Source organism: Christensenella minuta (assembly GCF_003628755.1).
Taxonomy (GTDB): Bacteria; Bacillota; Clostridia; order Christensenellales; family Christensenellaceae; genus Christensenella; species Christensenella minuta.
Genome location: NZ_CP029256.1, coordinates 1262064 through 1277963 on the forward strand (window position 1 = coordinate 1262064; position 15900 = coordinate 1277963).

General features: G+C 48.9%; 20 protein-coding genes. All 20 read right to left on the reverse strand.

Annotated elements, in window-relative coordinates:
• Positions 1–119: 119 nt before the first annotated feature.
• The 20 genes from B1H56_RS06025 to B1H56_RS06130 all read right to left on the reverse strand — a co-directional run bounded on the left by B1H56_RS06025 (position 120) and on the right by B1H56_RS06130 (position 15860).
• The gene (locus B1H56_RS06025) at positions 120–1058 is read right to left on the reverse strand and encodes a ParB/RepB/Spo0J family partition protein (protein WP_008789316.1); all 939 of its coding nucleotides are present in this window, start codon (positions 1056–1058) and stop codon (positions 120–122) included.
• Positions 1015–1839: a ParA family protein gene (locus tag B1H56_RS06030; RefSeq protein WP_066517816.1), complete on the reverse strand. Its 825-nt coding sequence runs from the start codon at positions 1837–1839 to the stop codon at positions 1015–1017. Before B1H56_RS06030 ends, B1H56_RS06025 begins: the two co-directional genes overlap by 44 nt.
• A gap of 534 nt (positions 1840–2373) precedes the next feature.
• A complete protein-coding gene (locus B1H56_RS06035) occupies positions 2374–2553 on the reverse strand; it encodes a hypothetical protein (RefSeq protein WP_002594660.1) in 180 nt (59 codons plus the stop codon).
• On the reverse strand, positions 2550–3935 hold the full coding sequence (locus tag B1H56_RS06040) for a zinc-ribbon domain-containing protein (RefSeq protein WP_066519193.1): 1386 nt from the start codon (positions 3933–3935) through the stop codon (positions 2550–2552). The genes B1H56_RS06035 and B1H56_RS06040 overlap by 4 nt, the downstream gene beginning before the upstream one ends.
• A 147-nt stretch (positions 3936–4082) precedes the next feature.
• Positions 4083–4460, reverse strand: coding sequence for a hypothetical protein (locus tag B1H56_RS06050; protein WP_066517814.1), 378 nt, complete (start codon positions 4458–4460; stop codon positions 4083–4085).
• A gap of 37 nt (positions 4461–4497) precedes the next feature.
• Positions 4498–4950, reverse strand: a complete 453-nt coding sequence (locus B1H56_RS06055; protein ID WP_066517807.1) for a VOC family protein — start codon at positions 4948–4950, stop codon at positions 4498–4500.
• Between the two features lie 62 nt (positions 4951–5012).
• The gene (locus tag B1H56_RS06060) at positions 5013–5540 is read right to left on the reverse strand and encodes a hypothetical protein (protein WP_066517806.1); all 528 of its coding nucleotides are present in this window, start codon (positions 5538–5540) and stop codon (positions 5013–5015) included.
• Positions 5541–5824: 284 nt separating this feature from the next.
• Positions 5825–7753 (reverse strand): lysine--tRNA ligase, encoded by a 1929-nt coding sequence (lysS, locus tag B1H56_RS06070; RefSeq protein ID WP_066517804.1) that lies wholly within the window; start codon positions 7751–7753, stop codon positions 5825–5827.
• 15 nt (positions 7754–7768) lie between these two features.
• Entirely contained in the window at positions 7769–8245 is a 477-nt protein-coding gene (gene greA, locus B1H56_RS06075; protein WP_066517802.1) for a transcription elongation factor GreA, read from the reverse strand.
• 126 nt (positions 8246–8371) lie between these two features.
• The gene (gene sigH, locus B1H56_RS06080; RefSeq protein WP_066519191.1) at positions 8372–9043 is read right to left on the reverse strand and encodes an RNA polymerase sporulation sigma factor SigH; all 672 of its coding nucleotides are present in this window, start codon (positions 9041–9043) and stop codon (positions 8372–8374) included.
• Between the two features lie 49 nt (positions 9044–9092).
• The gene (gene rlmB / locus B1H56_RS06085) at positions 9093–9854 is read right to left on the reverse strand and encodes a 23S rRNA (guanosine(2251)-2'-O)-methyltransferase RlmB (RefSeq protein ID WP_066517800.1); all 762 of its coding nucleotides are present in this window, start codon (positions 9852–9854) and stop codon (positions 9093–9095) included.
• Positions 9847–10590, reverse strand: a complete 744-nt coding sequence (thyX, locus tag B1H56_RS06090) for an FAD-dependent thymidylate synthase (RefSeq protein ID WP_066517798.1) — start codon at positions 10588–10590, stop codon at positions 9847–9849. Before thyX ends, rlmB begins: the two co-directional genes overlap by 8 nt.
• 19 nt (positions 10591–10609) lie before the next feature.
• Positions 10610–11020 carry a Mini-ribonuclease 3 gene (locus tag B1H56_RS06095; RefSeq protein WP_066739767.1) on the reverse strand — a complete coding sequence of 137 codons (411 nt, stop codon included), beginning with the start codon at positions 11018–11020 and terminating at the stop codon, positions 10610–10612.
• Entirely contained in the window at positions 11010–11720 is a 711-nt protein-coding gene (locus tag B1H56_RS06100; protein WP_066517796.1) for an N-acetylmuramoyl-L-alanine amidase family protein, read from the reverse strand. The genes B1H56_RS06095 and B1H56_RS06100 overlap by 11 nt, the downstream gene beginning before the upstream one ends.
• Before the next feature lie 9 nt (positions 11721–11729).
• Positions 11730–12737, reverse strand: coding sequence for a tRNA (adenosine(37)-N6)-threonylcarbamoyltransferase complex transferase subunit TsaD (gene tsaD / locus B1H56_RS06105; RefSeq protein ID WP_066517793.1), 1008 nt, complete (start codon positions 12735–12737; stop codon positions 11730–11732).
• Positions 12709–13437 carry a TIGR01906 family membrane protein gene (locus tag B1H56_RS06110; protein ID WP_066651118.1) on the reverse strand — a complete coding sequence of 243 codons (729 nt, stop codon included), beginning with the start codon at positions 13435–13437 and terminating at the stop codon, positions 12709–12711. Before B1H56_RS06110 ends, tsaD begins: the two co-directional genes overlap by 29 nt.
• Entirely contained in the window at positions 13434–14000 is a 567-nt protein-coding gene (locus tag B1H56_RS06115; protein ID WP_066739770.1) for a cyclase family protein, read from the reverse strand. Before B1H56_RS06115 ends, B1H56_RS06110 begins: the two co-directional genes overlap by 4 nt.
• Positions 14001–14197: 197 nt before the next feature.
• A complete protein-coding gene (locus B1H56_RS06120; protein ID WP_066517788.1) occupies positions 14198–14650 on the reverse strand; it encodes a C-GCAxxG-C-C family protein in 453 nt (150 codons plus the stop codon).
• The gene (locus tag B1H56_RS06125; protein ID WP_066517786.1) at positions 14647–15477 is read right to left on the reverse strand and encodes an Mrp/NBP35 family ATP-binding protein; all 831 of its coding nucleotides are present in this window, start codon (positions 15475–15477) and stop codon (positions 14647–14649) included. Before B1H56_RS06125 ends, B1H56_RS06120 begins: the two co-directional genes overlap by 4 nt.
• 5 nt (positions 15478–15482) lie before the next feature.
• Positions 15483–15860, reverse strand: coding sequence for a DUF1622 domain-containing protein (locus B1H56_RS06130; protein ID WP_066517783.1), 378 nt, complete (start codon positions 15858–15860; stop codon positions 15483–15485).
• Between the last annotated feature and the right edge of the window lie 40 nt (positions 15861–15900).

Here is a 15900-nt window from a genome sequence, read left to right on the forward strand (position 1 = left end):
TTAGAGATAGACATATACTTTGAGATACTTATATTCAAGTGAGATAATATATATCATTTTCGGTAGGTAGAAGTATAACTAAGGGGTTAGAGTGTGAGAAAGGGGAACTGTAACTCCGGCTATCTGCTGTCACGTTCTGCACGATTACGCAAAAACTTGTTGTAATGCTCCAATGCTTTGCAAACAAAATCCTCCGTCTGACTGACGGGAATGTTTTTCGGGATAAGCTGTCTTACTCTGTCACCCCTCAACACGATTTTTTCCTTTTGGTTCGGCTTTTCCTCAGACATAACAGCGTGGATTGCTTCGGTTGTAAGGTTGCCCTCGTTGAATAACTTTCGCATACGGATTGTCTGGTCGTGTGACGGGGTAGCATCATTCAGGTCGATTTCATCAACCACATCACGCTGGCAATCTTCATCAAGATAGGAAAGCTCTACGGCAGGACGCATTTTAATACGCCCCTCGTCAACAAATTCAAGCAGTTCAGGAACAAGGTTTGTCAGACGCACATATCGGTGTATCTGATTTCTGCTGTCCCCTGTTTCCTGTGCAATTTGTTCATCGGTTCGTAAATTCGTCCCCACTGGGGACACATTTTCTTTTCTTGGTCTGCCTGCTTGTCTTTTCATTGCTTCCAAACGCATTTTATACGCAAAGGCTTTTTCACTCGGCAATATCTCTGACCTCTGAAAATTACTCTCAACCATTAAAATGGTCGCTTCATCTCTGTTCAGGTCTACAATCTCACTTCTCAAGGTTTCAAATCCTGCCAGTTCACAAGCTCGCTTTCGTCTGTGTCCTGAAACAAGTTCGTATCTGCCGTCCTCTTTCTGCCTTACCGTTGCCGGAGTAATAACCCCTCTTTCCTTGACACTCTCCACAAGCTGCATCATATCTTCATCGTCCCTGACCTTAAACGGATGGTCTGGGAAATCATCAATCAGCTCTAACGGAATATCTCGGATTTTTGAAAGCTGTTCTTCATCTCTCTGTGCCTGCGTGGTAAATAAATCATCGAGCTTCGTGAGAGTGAAGTCGCTCTTTCTTCCTGCCATCGGCTAACACCTCCTTTGTAAATTCAGCGTATGCCTTAGACACTGTGCTGTTTGGCTCATAAGCATAAATGCTTTTGCCTTTGGAAGAAGTTTCAGCGGCTTTTACGGCAATCGGGATTTGTGTTCGATACATTCTTATCTGATTACCGAAATTCGCCCTGAGTGCTTCCACCGTACTCTTTGCAAGGTTTGTTCGGCTATCCACCAAAGTAAGCAGCATACCGTCTATCTTAATATCCGGATTGATATACTTCTTTACTTTTGAAATGGTCTGCACAAGCTGTGTCATACCCTTTGCCGGCAAATACTGAGCCTGAACCGGAATGATAACACTGTCTGCCGCCGATAAAGCATTGAGAGTAACCATACCAAGTGAAGGCATACAGTCTATAATTACATAATCATATCTGTTTTTCACTTGACACAAATAATTCTTGAGTGTAGTTTCTCTGCTCATTGCGTTTACAAGGTTAAATTCCATTGCTGAAAGCTCAAGGTTTGCCGGAACAAGGTCAACACCTTCTTCGTGATGCAGGATACCAACCATAGGGTCTGTCATCGTTTCATTGATTACATCTGTGAGTTTTGTTGCAAGCGTGATACCCAAACCGTCTGTATCCTGCCAACCAAGACAAGTCGTTAAATCGCCCTGCGGGTCTGCGTCTATGAGCAATACTTTCTTGCCCTGCATTGCAAGCCCGACTCCGAGATTAACTGTTGTGGTGGTCTTTCCGACTCCGCCTTTCTGGTTACATACGGAAATCGTTTTGCAGTTTGACACTTCTTTTTGCCCTCCTTTCTGAAATTCATAGCCACCGCATTATGGCTATGTACCTGACCGACTCATTTCCTAATCGGTCATAGCAATATTTGTTCTCAACACCCCTTGCCAAGCAAAATGCTTATGGGAAGTCACTAAGGAACAGACTGCTTATCTGTATCATAGGATTCTAACCTCTGCCGGGTACTCCGCCAGCTCCGTAGAGAAGTATCATTATCATTCTGACTGTCATCGCCATATCAGGAGCAACCTAATACTCATAGCCGGAATTCTCGCTATTCTGAAATACAGAAATCACGGCGTACCTGCTAAAGTGGCTATCATCAGAAATAAAGTCTTAGTGAATGACTTATTCAATTTTCAAGCGAAAAGGCTTCCGTTTTTGCTATCTGGAATGAACCCCTTCACTCATTTGGACAAAGGGGTATGAAATGCACACCCAAAATCGCCGTTTTTCCGAAAATTTTTTTGAAAAATTTTTTGAAATAAAAAAAGCCGCCTGCTCCGGTTAGGAAACAGACGGCAAAACACGTTCTAAATGTATTCAATTTTCAATTTCTTTTTCTTTGCTTCAAGCACTTTGCAGAGGACATCATCTACTGCATCGGTGTATCGTCCCTGAGCTGCTAAATTGTTCTTCAGTTCAATGAGCGATTGTATCACTCGGCTTCGTTCTTCTTCATTTAAGTATAGATGATAGGTTTTCTCTCTCATTGGCTGTCCCTCCATCTTTCAAATGTATTTTTGATTATCTCTACATCTTCCTCTGTATCAGAAGAAATAAATATATGTACGTTCTGAAAAGCTCTTTTTAGGCTGTCGGCATAATCCAGTTCAGTGCCTTTCATCGGCAGTTTAATCAGTCTTATTCCTCGTTGCTCACACATATATGCTTTCATTATTTCTATATTCTCGTCAGCACTTCCTGACTTAATAGCCAACTTTTCTGAAGGTATGTATGTTTCAAGCGGAACTCCAAGCAATCGGTCAGAACCAAGTTCTGCTTTCAAACCTTTCTTATTAGAATAATAGCTGACAGCCAAAGCAGGAAATAGAGATAAATATTCTTGCTCACAAATTCGGCAGCCTTTATTCAATATCGTCCTTTCATTTATCTTCATACTCCATGAATGACCGTGCCTGCATTTCCACCACGCTCTCTTTGCTGAAGTTCGTGATACCTCTGTCGGCTTCAATTTATTCTGTTCATAATCCCATTCACTGAGAAGCTGACTGTCCGTTGTCGCCAAATCATTATATCCGGCAAGGACTTCTCTCTCTGCACAAACGGGGCATACCGTACCTTTCACACGGGCATTGACAACGGATTTCCACTCATTACCGCATTTTCTGCACTTCCACCAGACGTTTTTCCTCGACTTTGCATTTACTTCATCAGGTTTCAAAGGCAAGTTCTTCTCCGACCACTCCGAAGCAATTTCAGGGTGTGTTGTCTGCAAATCGTTAAACCCTTTCGAGAATATGTACCCACTGCAATACGGGCATTTACTCCCACCGGAACGGGTAGAAATAAGGGTGTTCCACTCTCTGCCGCAATCCTTACACTTCCACCACGCCTTACGATTGGCAAAGACCGTAACCTGAGTTGGAAGTAACGGATAATTTCTGTCCGACCACTCGGCAGCTATATCCGGCAGAAGCGTTGCAAGGTCATTAAATCCTGCCAACACTTTATTATGAGAGCAATACGGGCAACCCGTTTTATTTATTGTCCTGCTTTTAACGACAGCTTCCCACTCGTGACCTTTTTTACATCTCCATATCACTTTCTTATGAGAACCAATAGAAACCTCTGTCGGTTTTATCTTATTCTTTTTTGACCACTGCTTTGCCAGTAACGGCTCTAATGTCGCCAAATCGTTAATACCTGCAATCACTCTCGCACCGGAACATATCGGACATTTTTCTCCATTAGAACGAGCCTTAACGCTTGTCTGCCATTCGTGACCGCAAGCACCTCTCCACCATACTTTTTTATTTGAACCGAAAGTAATGTCATCAGGCGTAAGCGTTAAATTCTTTTCCGACCACTCCGAAATAAGCTCCGGGTGTACTTCTGCTAAACTGTTGTTCATAGCCAAACCTCAACCTCCTTGTGCTTAGAGTATATGAAGTTTTGGCTTTATCTTGTAGTTTGCAAATATCCGTATAAATAGAAAAAGCCCTTTGAGAAAAGGATTTCTCCTCTCTCAAAGGGCAAGTTGACAAAAGTGAATTTCTAATTACATTCCATACATATTGGCATTCTTTACAATCACTCTATCTCCTCTTTCTAATTGTTCCTTAGAAACTCCTCTTAACCCAAGTCCAACATGCTCTGTTTTATATCCACAACCATTTGATTTTCGTTCTTTTGTATGTATATCGATGGTAGTAATTATAGTCTCTAATACACCTCCATTTGTTTTATAAACACACGCATTTTCTCCTTCTCTACACATTCCTGTTGATATGTTTCCTGTGGCAACTGTTCCAACCCCCATAATTGTAAATACATCATCAATAATCAATTCAAAGTCTTCTTTTAAACATAATGGAACATCTAATCTGTTCATATACTCTTTTTCTCGCTCTTTTTTTCTTTTACCAAATAATCCCATAGTGTTTCTCCTTTATAACTCCCGATTTAGTGTCCTTTTATAACGGTTGCATCATCTCAAGAATGATTCCATCCGGGTCTCTGAAATAAAACGCTCTGCTTTCCCCAAATCCATTTGCCCTGAAATCGAAATACTGCGGTTCCGACAAGCACTCCACATGATTTTCGATAAGGGTTTTGTAGACAGAATCAATGTCATTCGTGTAAAAACATACTTCTGAGATAGATGTCGTAAACAAGTCTGATTGTTCTTTATAGATTTTGCTGTCTACAAACTGAATTAATTCAACCGGTGGTGCTTCAAGAGCCTTCGAACCATTCAAATATGCAACCCTTGCTTTACAATTTTCCTTGCGGAACATTTTATCTGTTTCTTTGCCCTTCATAAAGATTTCGCCTTGAAATTCAAGTCCAAGAATATCTCTATAGAACGCAATAGAGCAATCCAAATCAGAAACCGTTAGTCCTACATGATAAATTCTTCCAACCATCTTTATATCCTCCTGATGAAATTTTCGATTTTCTATTCTCTCACAAACAAATTGGAAGTTGGTTACTTCTTGTAATTCATTTTCTTACTTAATACCCCAAACAAAGCCAATAAAAATATTCCAATTCCAAGCAATACGCCAGCCCCTTTCATTAATTCATTGTTTGTATACTCTGTATCCGGAAGAATCCCATACTTGTAATAAGAATAACTAACATGGTCTGTGGTATATGCAGTTATGGAATCTCCTACATTATATTCCGAATATACAACTCCCGGTACTTGCATTCGCTTGTGATAATCATTCACTTTCCCATTGTTGTAGTAAAAGAAATAATTCTGAGATATCGTATCAACCGAAGCATCTTCAGCCCTTTTACCTGTAATCACAATATCCTCCATATAGTAATCTTCTCCCAGTACCATCTCTTCCATTTGTGTATTAAATGCTTTAGATGTCAAAAGTATATTTATCCAGACTGCAATAAAAGCTATACTTAAAATAATGAGACAAATCCAAAACAAAATTTTCTTTTGCTTTCCACTTAATAGTTCTTTTGATTCTTGGTGCTTAACCAATTTATTACTCATTCCATAATACCTCTAAAGTACTTTTCCTTCTTCCTTCCCTTCGCCCAAGAAGTGTATCTCACTCAAGAACTCGGTCAATTCCGATTTGTATTTCTGTTTGTTTTAAAAATGGGCAACTCCGATTGGAATTGCCCACTCATTGCACTAATTATGCGATTTTTTCTTGCTTGCACCGATTTCTGCATCAAATGATGTAAGTTTGATGTAAATCGCTGTTTTTTTAGTTTTTTATCAAATGAAGTACGTCCCGTCTATTCGGTAAAACGGTACATCTTTACATCATCTTAATAGAGCTTTGCACCTGCTGGAATGTGGTCATCAACCATCAGAAGATGAAGCTTTTCTTCGCCTTCTTCTTCATGAATAGCACTGAGGAGCATACCGCAAGAGTCAATGCCCATCATAGCTCTCGGTGGAAGATTTGTGATAGCAATAAGAGTCTTTCCAACCAGTTCTTCCGGCTCATAAAAGCTATGAATACCGCTTAAAATGGTTCTGTCTGTGCCTGTTCCGTCATCAAGAGTAAACTGTAACAGTTTCTTTGACTTCGGTACTGCAACACACTCTTTAACCTTTACAGCTCTGAAATCTGACTTGCTGAATGTATCAAAATCAACTTCTTCCTCAAATAAAGGCTCAATCTTTACATTAGAGAAATCAATTTTTTCCGGCTCTGCTTTCATTTCTTCGGCAGCCTGATTTTTTACATCATTTTTCTTATTTACATCACCGAGTGACTTCATTGTGGGGAACAGTAATACGTCCCTGATAGAGAAGCAATCCGTGAGAAGCATCACCATACGGTCTACGCCAATGCCCATACCGCCGGTCGGCGGCATGGCATATTCAAGTGCCGTGACGAAGTCCTCATCCATCATATTGGCCTCGTCGTCGCCTTCCGCGCGCTTTCTCGCCTGCTCCATAAACCGTTCCCGCTGGTCGTCCGGATCGTTTAGCTCGGAAAACGCGTTTGCAAGCTCCCTGCCCGTAATAAACAATTCAAACCGCTCCACCATCGAATCCGAACCCGGTTTCTTCTTGGCAAGCGGGGACACCTCGATCGGATAATCGTAAATAAACGTCGGCTGGACCAGGTTTTCTTCCACCTTCTGCTCGAACGCCTCGTTGAGGAGTTCTCCCCGCGACGGCTGTCCTTCAAAATGAATCCCCGCCGCTTTCGCCGCCGCGCGCGCCTGCTCGTCCGTTTCGCACGCGCCAAAATCAACGCCCGAATATTCCTTTACAGCTTCGATCATCGTCATCCGTTTCCACGGCGAACCAAGATCGATCTCCGTTCCCTGGTACATAATCACATCCGAACCATTCACCTGCCGCGAGCAGTAACGGAACAGCTTTTCACACAGGTCCATCATGCCCTTGTAATCCGTATAGGCCTGATACAGCTCTACCGTTGTAAATTCTGGATTGTGCTTGGGGTCCATTCCCTCGTTGCGGAATATCCTGCCAATCTCATACACACGCTCGAAGCCGCCCACAATAAGCCGCTTCAAATGAAGTTCAGTCGCGATCCGCAGGTACATATCGATGTCGAGCGTATTGTGATGCGTCACGAAGGGGCGTGCCGCCGCTCCGCCCGCGCTCGTTTGCAGCACAGGGGTCTCGACCTCGATAAAGCCCTGTGCGTCCAGAAAATCACGGATTCCCCGAATGATTTTAGACCGCGCATAGAACGTATCTTTCACATCCGGATTGACGATCAGGTCAACATACCGCTGGCGGTACCTCAAGTCCGTATCCTTGAGGCCGTGCCATTTTTCAGGCAGCGGAAGCAGGGACTTGGATAATAAAACCACCTCATGGCTTTTCACCGAAATTTCGCCGGCATTCGTCTTGAACACCTCTCCCGTCACGCCCACGATGTCGCCGATATCAAATTTTTTATAGTCTGCATAGGGTTCGTCGCCCATCACATCGCGGCGGGCATAAATCTGCAGCTTTCCCTTCCCGTCAAGGATATGGAAAAAGCTTGCCTTACCCATCACGCGCTTGGAAATAATCCTGCCGGCGACCGATACGGTATCGCCTTCCATTTCATCGAAATGATTCAGTATTTCGTCCGAATGATGCGTTTTCTCAAACGTCGTAATTTCATATGGGTCCCGCCCCGCTTCTTTCAGGGCGGCAAGCTTTTCCCTGCGCACCCGCAGGACTTCGCTTAGCTCCTGTTGTTCCTTTTCCTGCTTCTCGGCCATGGTGTCGTATCCTCCTTACCTGTGGATGTCCAGAATTTTCAGCTTCACAATTCCTCCGGGCGTTTCCACCTTCACAAGATTGCCGACTTTCTTGCCAAGCAGTGCACGGCCAACAGGCGATTCGTTCGAAATTTTATTCGTGCTGAGGTCCGCTTCCGCAGAACCGACGATCTTATACTCGATCTCCTCGTTATATTCCTTGTCTAGGACCTTTACTGTCGTACCCACATTCACGCGCTGTACATCTACGTCTTCCTGATCCACAACCGTCGCATTCCTGAGCATGTTTTCGAGCATCACGATTTCGCCTTCGATCTTGGCCTGCTCGTTCTTCGCCTCGTCATACTCGGCGTTCTCCGAAAGGTCGCCGAATGCCCTCGCCGTCTTAATCTCTTCCGCAATTTCAAGCCGTCTTACGGTTTTCAGATATTCAAGTTTCTGTTCCAGTTCCTTAACGCCCTGATGCGTTAATACTACACCCTCGTTCGCCATTCATTTACTCCTCACCGCGCGCATATGCACACTGATCCAATTTACATGTCATCTATTATATAGAAATTCCACATTTTGTCAAGATAAAGGCCGTGTTTACGGGCTTTCCAGCCCGTTTGCGCGCCGTTATTCCCTCACCCCGTTCTTGGCCTCAAGGAACTTATCGATCTTCCCTTTCGCCCTCTGCAACGCATTGTCGATCGATTTTTCATGCCGTCCCATGATCTTTGCGATCTGCTGATAGGAAAGGCCGTGCAGGTAATACGTCAGCACCTGGTTTTCAAGGCTGGAAAGCATTTTCGATATCTCTTCCTCCATGCTCGCGTAATCTTCCTGGTCGATCACGATTTCTTCTGGATTAGAGACCTTGGACGCCGCGATAATATCCACCAGTGTGCGTTCGGACTCCTCATCATATACCGGTTTGTTGAGGGACACGTAGGAATTGAGCGGCTGGTGCTTCTGCCGCGTCGCCGTTTTAATCGCCGTAATAATCTGCCGCGTTACGCAAAGCTCCGCAAAGGCCCGGAAGGAAGCCTTCTTTTCCGCATCGTAATCGCGCACCGCCTTATAAAGCCCGATCATGCCTTCCTGCACGATATCTTCCTTGTCGGCGCCGATCAGAAAATACGATCTCGCTTTTGCGCGCACAAAATTTTTATATTTATGCAGGATATACTCGAGCGCCGGGCTCCCCTCTTCTTCGTTCGCCATAATAACGATTTGCTCGTCCGTCATCAGCGCGTACTTTTCAAAGCCCGCGTGCACGATCACTTCCCGCTCTTCTTCCAGCTCCAGTTTTTCCGGCAATCCCCGCCGTTCCTCTTCCGCCAATTTTTTCCCTTTCTTACCTGACCAATTCCTGCCGCCGCTTCTCATAGACCAGTATACTGGCTGCGCACGAAGCGTTGAGTGAGGTTGTCCGGCCGCCCATCTCGATTTTGACAATGAGGTCGCACAGTTCCTTTGTGTGTTTTGCTACGCCTTCGCCTTCTCCGCCGATCACCAACGCCATAGCGCCCGTAAGGTCTGTCGCCGAAAGGGGCTGCCCGTCCATATCCGCCGCCGCGGTCCATACGTTCCGTTTCTTCAGCTCTTCGATTGTCTGGTTGATGTTCGTGACCTTAACGACCGGAAGATACTGTGCGGCGCCGCACGATACCTTAAACGCCGATGCGGTCAGCGACGCGGACCGCCGTTTTCCAATAATGACTCCATGCGCCCCGAGCGCCTCTGCGCTGCGGATCACCGCCCCCAGGTTATGCGGATCCTGCACATTTTCCAGGATCACGATAAAGGGCTCTTCCCCACGCACCTGCGCCAGTTCAAAGATATCGTCAAGCTCGCTGTAGCGGAATGCCGGAATCTGTGCCGCGATTCCCTGATGGTTTCCCGGACGGCCATCCGGCCCTAGCCCCGCGCACATGCCGTCCAGCTTGGCGCGCGGCACCTCCGTCACAACGAGGCTATTTTGCCGCGCCATCATCAGCAATTCACGGATACTCCCGTCCGTAAGCCCCTGCTGTACATAAATACGGTCGATCTGCTCTCCGCTTTTGATCGCCTCGCGTACACTGTTGCGCCCAATCACAAATTCCCGCTCATTCATGTCCGCAGCCCTCCATCAGTTTCCGGTGCCGGGCACGCACTTCGTCCGCTCTGCCGCAGCACATTTTCCCCTCGCTGCACGCTCCGCATATGCAGGACGGTCCAGCCTTGCCAAAAAGGTCCGGCGCTTTTTCCATCACCAGCGCAAGCATCTGCCACGCAAGCTCGCGTATTTCCCACTGCGCCCGGTTACAGCACCGCAGCGCAAAAAAATGCAGGAGTTCGCGGGCGTTCATGGTAACGATCATCTTGGTCTCGCAGGCATTCGGAAGGACAAAACGCGCGTCCTCGTTCGATTTTTCCCCCGCGTTTCCAAGCGCAGCCACCCATTCGTCGTACCACTCCTGCATGGTCCGCATCTGTTCCTCGAATTTATGCACCGCCGCCTGCCCGAGCGCCTCGATGCTCGGCGGGATCACATAAGAAAATTCACCTTTTTTGGCGCTCTGGTTCACATACCGCTGCGACTGCACGGAAAAGCTCGCGATGCGGTGCCGTGTGATCTGCGCGAGAAGCGCGCGCGATACGCCCTCTATGCCAAAAGAGAAGGAAGCGTGCTCGATTGGCGAAAGATGCCCCATCTGCGTCAGCCTTTCAATAAATTCCGGACTCTTGGCCGTCTTTTCAAGGCCAGCGATATCCGCTTTGGAGTAGCATAGTTTCGCCCCCATAGAAACGATCTGTTCCGGATTCGGCGTGGCTGCCAGCAGCACTGTTTTGAGCTTTGTTTTCGGCATCTTCTTTCCCTCCTGTAACTCACACTTCAAAATCAAGCGTCCCCAGTATTTCATCGATCCGCCCGGCCTGCCCCGTCAGGAACAGGTAGCCGACCACCGCCTCGAGGGCGGTCGCGTATTTATAATCCGCAATGCTCATATTCTTGGGCGGCGAAGGACTCTTTGCGTTCCTTCCCCGCCGGAAAATATCCGCTTCCGCTTCGGTGAACCGCTCCATCCACCGGCGTGCGAATTCCGCCTGCGCACGGGCGTTCACAAGCCGTATACTCATGGAGTGCAGAGCGCCCGCATTTTTGGCACAGCCGAGCACATACTTTGTGCGCACGTAAAGATCAAACACGCTGTCGCCGATATAAGCAAGCGTAAGCGGCGGCATTTGCGCCGCTTTTTCCTCCGAAAGCCTCAAGTCCTCATCTATTCTACTTAACATTTCCACATTCCAATTGATAATATTTGATCCCGTCCACGATGGCCGCAGCCACCCTGTCCTGGTATTCCTCCTGCTGAAGCTTTTCTTCTTCCTCCGGATTCGTAAAAAAGCCGCATTCCACCGTCACGCTGGGCTGGCTGCCCGGCGCAAGCAGCCGATACCGCCCGAAATTCACCTTGCGCGGCGCTTCGATCTCAAGTTCTTCGTTCATCACCGTCTGGATACTTTCGGCGAGCTTTTTTCCTTCGCCGGAGTCCGTATAATAAAAAATCTGCGGCCCGCAGGCGTCCGCGTTCTCAAAGCTGTTCTGGTGGACCCCGATATACATATCCGCGTCCGCATCACGGATGATCTGTTCGCGCTTCTGCATATCCGCTTCCTTACGCTTCCCGATATCCGTTTCCTCCGCTGCGGCAACAGGATCGTCCGATTCGCGCGTCATCACTACCGTAACGCCTTCCTGTTCAAGCGCCGCCTTCAGCTTCAGGCCGATCTCAAGGTTCACTTCCTTTTCATACCGCCCCGTCGACACCCCAATCGTTCCGACGTCCGTATCGCCGTGCCCCGGATCGACGACGACCTTCACCCCTTCGAGGCTGACAGAGGAATAGCTCCGTCCGGATTCTTCTTCCCCGCACGCGCACAGCGCAAGCAATATGAACCCTGCAAGCAGGACAAGCAACCATCGTTTCAGCCTCATTTTTTCTCCCTAGAGCTCCATGACCGGCTGCGCATTGAGGTCGAGCCCCGCGCGCCGTCCTTTCCTGAACTCGTAATATGCACACGACGCGATCATCACCGCATTGTCCGTGCAATACTTAGGCTCCGGAAAATAAAGCGCGGTTCCGGTTTCCTTCGCTTTTTTTTCAAACGCCGCGCGAATCTGTTCGTTCGCAGATACGCCGCCCGCCACCGCAAGCGCCCGGGCATCCATCCGCCGCGCCGCTTCAAACGTATTTTTCACCAGCGTATCCGCAACATTTTTCAAAAACGATGCGGCGACGTCTTCTTTTTTATATTCCTGCCCCTGCTGGCCGAACTTATGCAGCAGGTTGATTACCGCCGTCTTCAGGCCGCTGAACGAAAAATCCAGATGATCCTCGCCGCGAAAGCTGTGGGGAAATTTATATTTTGTTTTATCCCCCCGCTTTGCCAGCTCCTGTAGGTTCGGGCCGCCCGGATAGGGAAGCCCGAGAACGCGCGCCACCTTATCAATGGCCTCGCCCGCCGCGTCATCCCGCGTGCGGCCGAGCGTCTCATACTCCGTGTAATTCTCCGCCCATACGATCTGCGTATGGCCGCCCGACGCTACAAGGCACAGAAAAGGCGGCTTAAGCTCCGGATGGGAAACATAATTCGCACAAATGTGCCCCGCAATATGGTGTACGGGCACCAGGGGCTTTTCCAGCGTATACGCAAGCCCCTTGGCATACGAAACGCCTGTCAGGAGCGCCCCCACCAGCCCGGGCCCGTTCGTTACCCCGACCGCGTCGATCCGTTCAAAACCGCCCGCGCCGCGCACGGCGGCTTCCACGACATGCGGAAGCTTCTTCACATGGTTGCGCGAAGCGATCTCGGGCACGACGCCCCCGTATTCCTTATGGATCTCGATCTGCGTATAAAGCGCCTGCGAAACGACTTCGCGGCCATTCCTGACAACCGCTGCAGCCGTCTCATCGCACGAGGTTTCAATTGCAAGTATATTCAGGTCTTCCATGTTTTTTCATCCTTTGGTAAACAATTCCCGCGGCTGCCGCGCTTCCCACCGCGGCCGAAAGAAACCACGCCAGTATCCGGGCCACCATATTGGCAAAAAACGCCTCCTGGAACATGCGTATCATACGTGATACGGCCGGGTCGAGCAGCCACAGGTCGTTGGTAAAAAACATATGGTGAAAACTGACCCAGAAACTGTTGAAATCTACCGCCGCCCACACGCCGATACAGGCAAAAAGGGCAAGCACGCCCACCGCCGCCCAGAAATAACAGCGCAAAAAGGTGCCGAGCGCACGTTCCCTCTTCCACAGGAAACAGCCCGCAAACAGCGCCCCGCCCGCACAAAAACCGACTGTCATAAAGAGAACCGCGTTTTGGTAAAGCGCCTTTACGTCAACCATGTGGTCCTTTTCACGTTGGCTGTAATATTCTTCACCGTTGTCCATTGCCAGATCGAGCGAAGGGGCATTGCCCTGTAAATAATCAAGCAGCGTATTGGTCGCCTGCTCCAAAACAGGATCAGTAACGCCCACATACGCCGCCGTATCCATTTTCCGGTATTCGTCACGGTAAAAGCTTTTGTCGAACGCTACGCCGCTGATACAGGCCACCGCAGCCGAAAGAACAATCAACACCGTTCCAGCGGCGGCCATCAGCCTGACAAAGCCGGTTCCATGCTCCCGCAGGCCTGTTTCGTTCATCCTTCGTCCCACTCCTGCAGGAGGCAGGCGCGGATCGGTGAGCCATCCGTATCGATCTTCAAGGGAAGCGCGCACAAAATATAGTTGCCCGGCTCCGCCTTGTCCAGCTTTAAAGATTCCAGCACCACGATGCCTTCCGAAAGCAAAATCTTATGCACCGCATCGTTGCCGATCGACTGCGCGTCCGTACCGATCAGGCGTACGCCCGCATCCGCCAAACTGCGTGCGCTTTTCTCCGTCAGCCGTCCTTCCGCGTCTTTCGTCCCTTTCAGGATAACGCGTTTCGTTCCGCGCGGAAGGCGGAAATCCTTCTTGTTCACCAGTACGGCCTCGCCGATCAGCGTGGAAAGCGGCACCTCTTTGGTCGTCTTTCCTCCGATCACGACATGCGCGGGCGCGTCAATATGGGTTCCGCTGTGAGAGCCCATCGTCAGCTTTGTCACGGCATAGCCATAGTTATCCACCGTGAAAAATTGCTCGAGCCGGACGTGCGGATCCCCTTCGTATACCTTCGTTTCACTATTCAGTTCGTGGGTAATATCGATTATTTTAATTTCAAACACCTCATATTCAAAGATTAGCCATACAATTTTCCGTAGTGTCTATTATAGTGATTTTCATCTGTTTTTTCAACCGCCATCCGGATTATTCATAAAATCGTTTCAAACTTCGCCGGACGCATATCCTTAAAACAGGTCCCCGCGGCGGCAAAAAAACACCCCGTTCGCTCTCCTGGCCGCGTACGGGGTGTCTTGCCATGTCAAATATTCTTTTGCAATTCCTGATCGAGGAACTCTGCCGCGCATGCAACGAGCTCTGCGCAGGGACGCTTCCTGTAATAAGCTTTCGTCCGTTTTTCAGGCACGGGACAGCTCGTATGCTCCGCAAGCCCTAAAAGCTCCCGGCATACGATGGAGCCGTTTTCGTCCCGGAACTGCCGTGCAAGCTTCTGCACGCGGGCATACTGTACCGCCTTCCCGCAGGCATCCGCCGGGGAATCATATCCCTGCACAAGCCCAAGTACCAGAAACATTCCGCTTACCGCCCCGCACACCTCGCGCAGCCGTCCCATTCCTCCTCCGAAAGAGGAACCAAGCCGCGCGGCCGTCTTTTCGTCAAGGCCAGCCTCCGGTGCGAAGGCAAGAACCACGGATTGACAGCAATTATATCCTTCTTTGAAATAACGCCCTGCGAGCAGCGCTTTTTCACTCATAATTTTTCCACTTGCTCAGCCGCTTCTGCGAGCCATTCCCCCGGGAGCGCCTCGATCTTCCCTTCGTCCGCCGCACGGGCGATCTCCGGATCGACCGGTACTCTGCCCAGCACCCTGATTCCGAATTTAGCCGCCGTCTCCTCGACGCGGCTTTCGCCAAAGACCGGGATTTCCTTCCCACAGTCCGGGCATTTCAGGTAACTCATATTTTCCACAAGGCCTATAACCGGCACGTTCATCATGCCCGCCATCTTAACCGCCTTGCCGACGATCATAGACACCAGCTCCTGCGGCGAAGTCACCACAATGATACCGTCTACAGGAATGGACTGGAACACGGTAAGCGGTACATCGCCCGTTCCCGGCGGCATATCCACAAACATCACGTCCACGTCGGACCAGATTACATCTTTCCAGAACTGCGTTACGGTCCCCGCAATGACCGGGCCGCGCCATACCACCGGATCGGTCTCGTCTGGCAGCAGAAGGTTGACGGACATAATCTGTATCCCGTTTTTCGTATAGACCGGGAAAATCGTGTCTTCTGTTCCGCGCGCCTTTTCCGTCACGCCAAACATCTTGGGGATGGACGGCCCTGTGATATCCGCATCGAGGATCGCGGTGCAGAGCCCCTTGCGGCGCAGCAGAACGGCCAGCATCGAGGTCACGAGGGATTTTCCCACGCCGCCTTTCCCGCTGACCACGCCGATAACTTTTTTGATGGTGCTTGCCTCGTGCGGCGCTTCCAGGAAATCCGCTGGGTTTTGTTCCCGCGAACCGCAGTTTTCCGAACAACTTCCGCAGTCATGCGTACAATCTTCACTCATCTTTTTCACTCCGTTTCTTTATCGTTGTCATTGATTATTTTTTTCTGTTGCTCCGAGTCCCTGATTTCCTTGTTGAGGAAATAGGAAATCACCGTGCGTATCGCCACAATCGCCGCCAGCCGCAGGATATCCTCAAACGTCGGTTTTGCGATGGAATCGATGATATCCGCTACGATCAGCACTTCAAGGGCCAACAGGATATAACCCCCAAGGCCGTTCTTTGCGTCGGCAAGCTTTCTCATCCGCGCAAACCGCTCCATCCGCTTGAAATGCGAAGCCAGAAAATCCCGCAGGCATAAAACAAATCCCCACAGGAGTATAGCGACCGAGGCAAGATACAGGACTGTTGTGATAACGTTCAAATATGGCGCAAAAAATTCCATATATTCCCCCTTTCCCCACAGTCTTATGATACCCTTTCCG

What these genes read in the sequence shown, in the direction of transcription:
- B1H56_RS06025 (WP_008789316.1), bottom strand. Translation starts at nt 1,058, where the DNA reads ATGGCAGGAAGAAAGAGCGACTTCACTCTCACGAAGCTCGATGATTTA.
- B1H56_RS06035 (WP_002594660.1), bottom strand. Translation starts at nt 2,553, where the DNA reads ATGAGAGAGAAAACCTATCATCTATACTTAAATGAAGAAGAACGAAGC.
- B1H56_RS06040 (WP_066519193.1), bottom strand. Translation starts at nt 3,935, where the DNA reads ATGAACAACAGTTTAGCAGAAGTACACCCGGAGCTTATTTCGGAGTGG.
- B1H56_RS06050 (WP_066517814.1), bottom strand. Translation starts at nt 4,460, where the DNA reads ATGGGATTATTTGGTAAAAGAAAAAAAGAGCGAGAAAAAGAGTATATG.
- B1H56_RS06055 (WP_066517807.1), bottom strand. Translation starts at nt 4,950, where the DNA reads ATGGTTGGAAGAATTTATCATGTAGGACTAACGGTTTCTGATTTGGAT.
- B1H56_RS06060 (WP_066517806.1), bottom strand. Translation starts at nt 5,540, where the DNA reads ATGAGTAATAAATTGGTTAAGCACCAAGAATCAAAAGAACTATTAAGT.
- lysS (WP_066517804.1), bottom strand. Translation starts at nt 7,753, where the DNA reads ATGGCCGAGAAGCAGGAAAAGGAACAACAGGAGCTAAGCGAAGTCCTG.
- greA (WP_066517802.1), bottom strand. Translation starts at nt 8,245, where the DNA reads ATGGCGAACGAGGGTGTAGTATTAACGCATCAGGGCGTTAAGGAACTG.
- rlmB (WP_066517800.1), bottom strand. Translation starts at nt 9,854, where the DNA reads ATGAATGAGCGGGAATTTGTGATTGGGCGCAACAGTGTACGCGAGGCG.
- thyX (WP_066517798.1), bottom strand. Translation starts at nt 10,590, where the DNA reads ATGCCGAAAACAAAGCTCAAAACAGTGCTGCTGGCAGCCACGCCGAAT.
- B1H56_RS06095 (WP_066739767.1), bottom strand. Translation starts at nt 11,020, where the DNA reads ATGTTAAGTAGAATAGATGAGGACTTGAGGCTTTCGGAGGAAAAAGCG.
- B1H56_RS06100 (WP_066517796.1), bottom strand. Translation starts at nt 11,720, where the DNA reads ATGAGGCTGAAACGATGGTTGCTTGTCCTGCTTGCAGGGTTCATATTG.
- tsaD (WP_066517793.1), bottom strand. Translation starts at nt 12,737, where the DNA reads ATGGAAGACCTGAATATACTTGCAATTGAAACCTCGTGCGATGAGACG.
- B1H56_RS06110 (WP_066651118.1), bottom strand. Translation starts at nt 13,437, where the DNA reads ATGAACGAAACAGGCCTGCGGGAGCATGGAACCGGCTTTGTCAGGCTG.
- B1H56_RS06120 (WP_066517788.1), bottom strand. Translation starts at nt 14,650, where the DNA reads ATGAGTGAAAAAGCGCTGCTCGCAGGGCGTTATTTCAAAGAAGGATAT.
- B1H56_RS06125 (WP_066517786.1), bottom strand. Translation starts at nt 15,477, where the DNA reads ATGAGTGAAGATTGTACGCATGACTGCGGAAGTTGTTCGGAAAACTGC.
- B1H56_RS06130 (WP_066517783.1), bottom strand. Translation starts at nt 15,860, where the DNA reads ATGGAATTTTTTGCGCCATATTTGAACGTTATCACAACAGTCCTGTAT.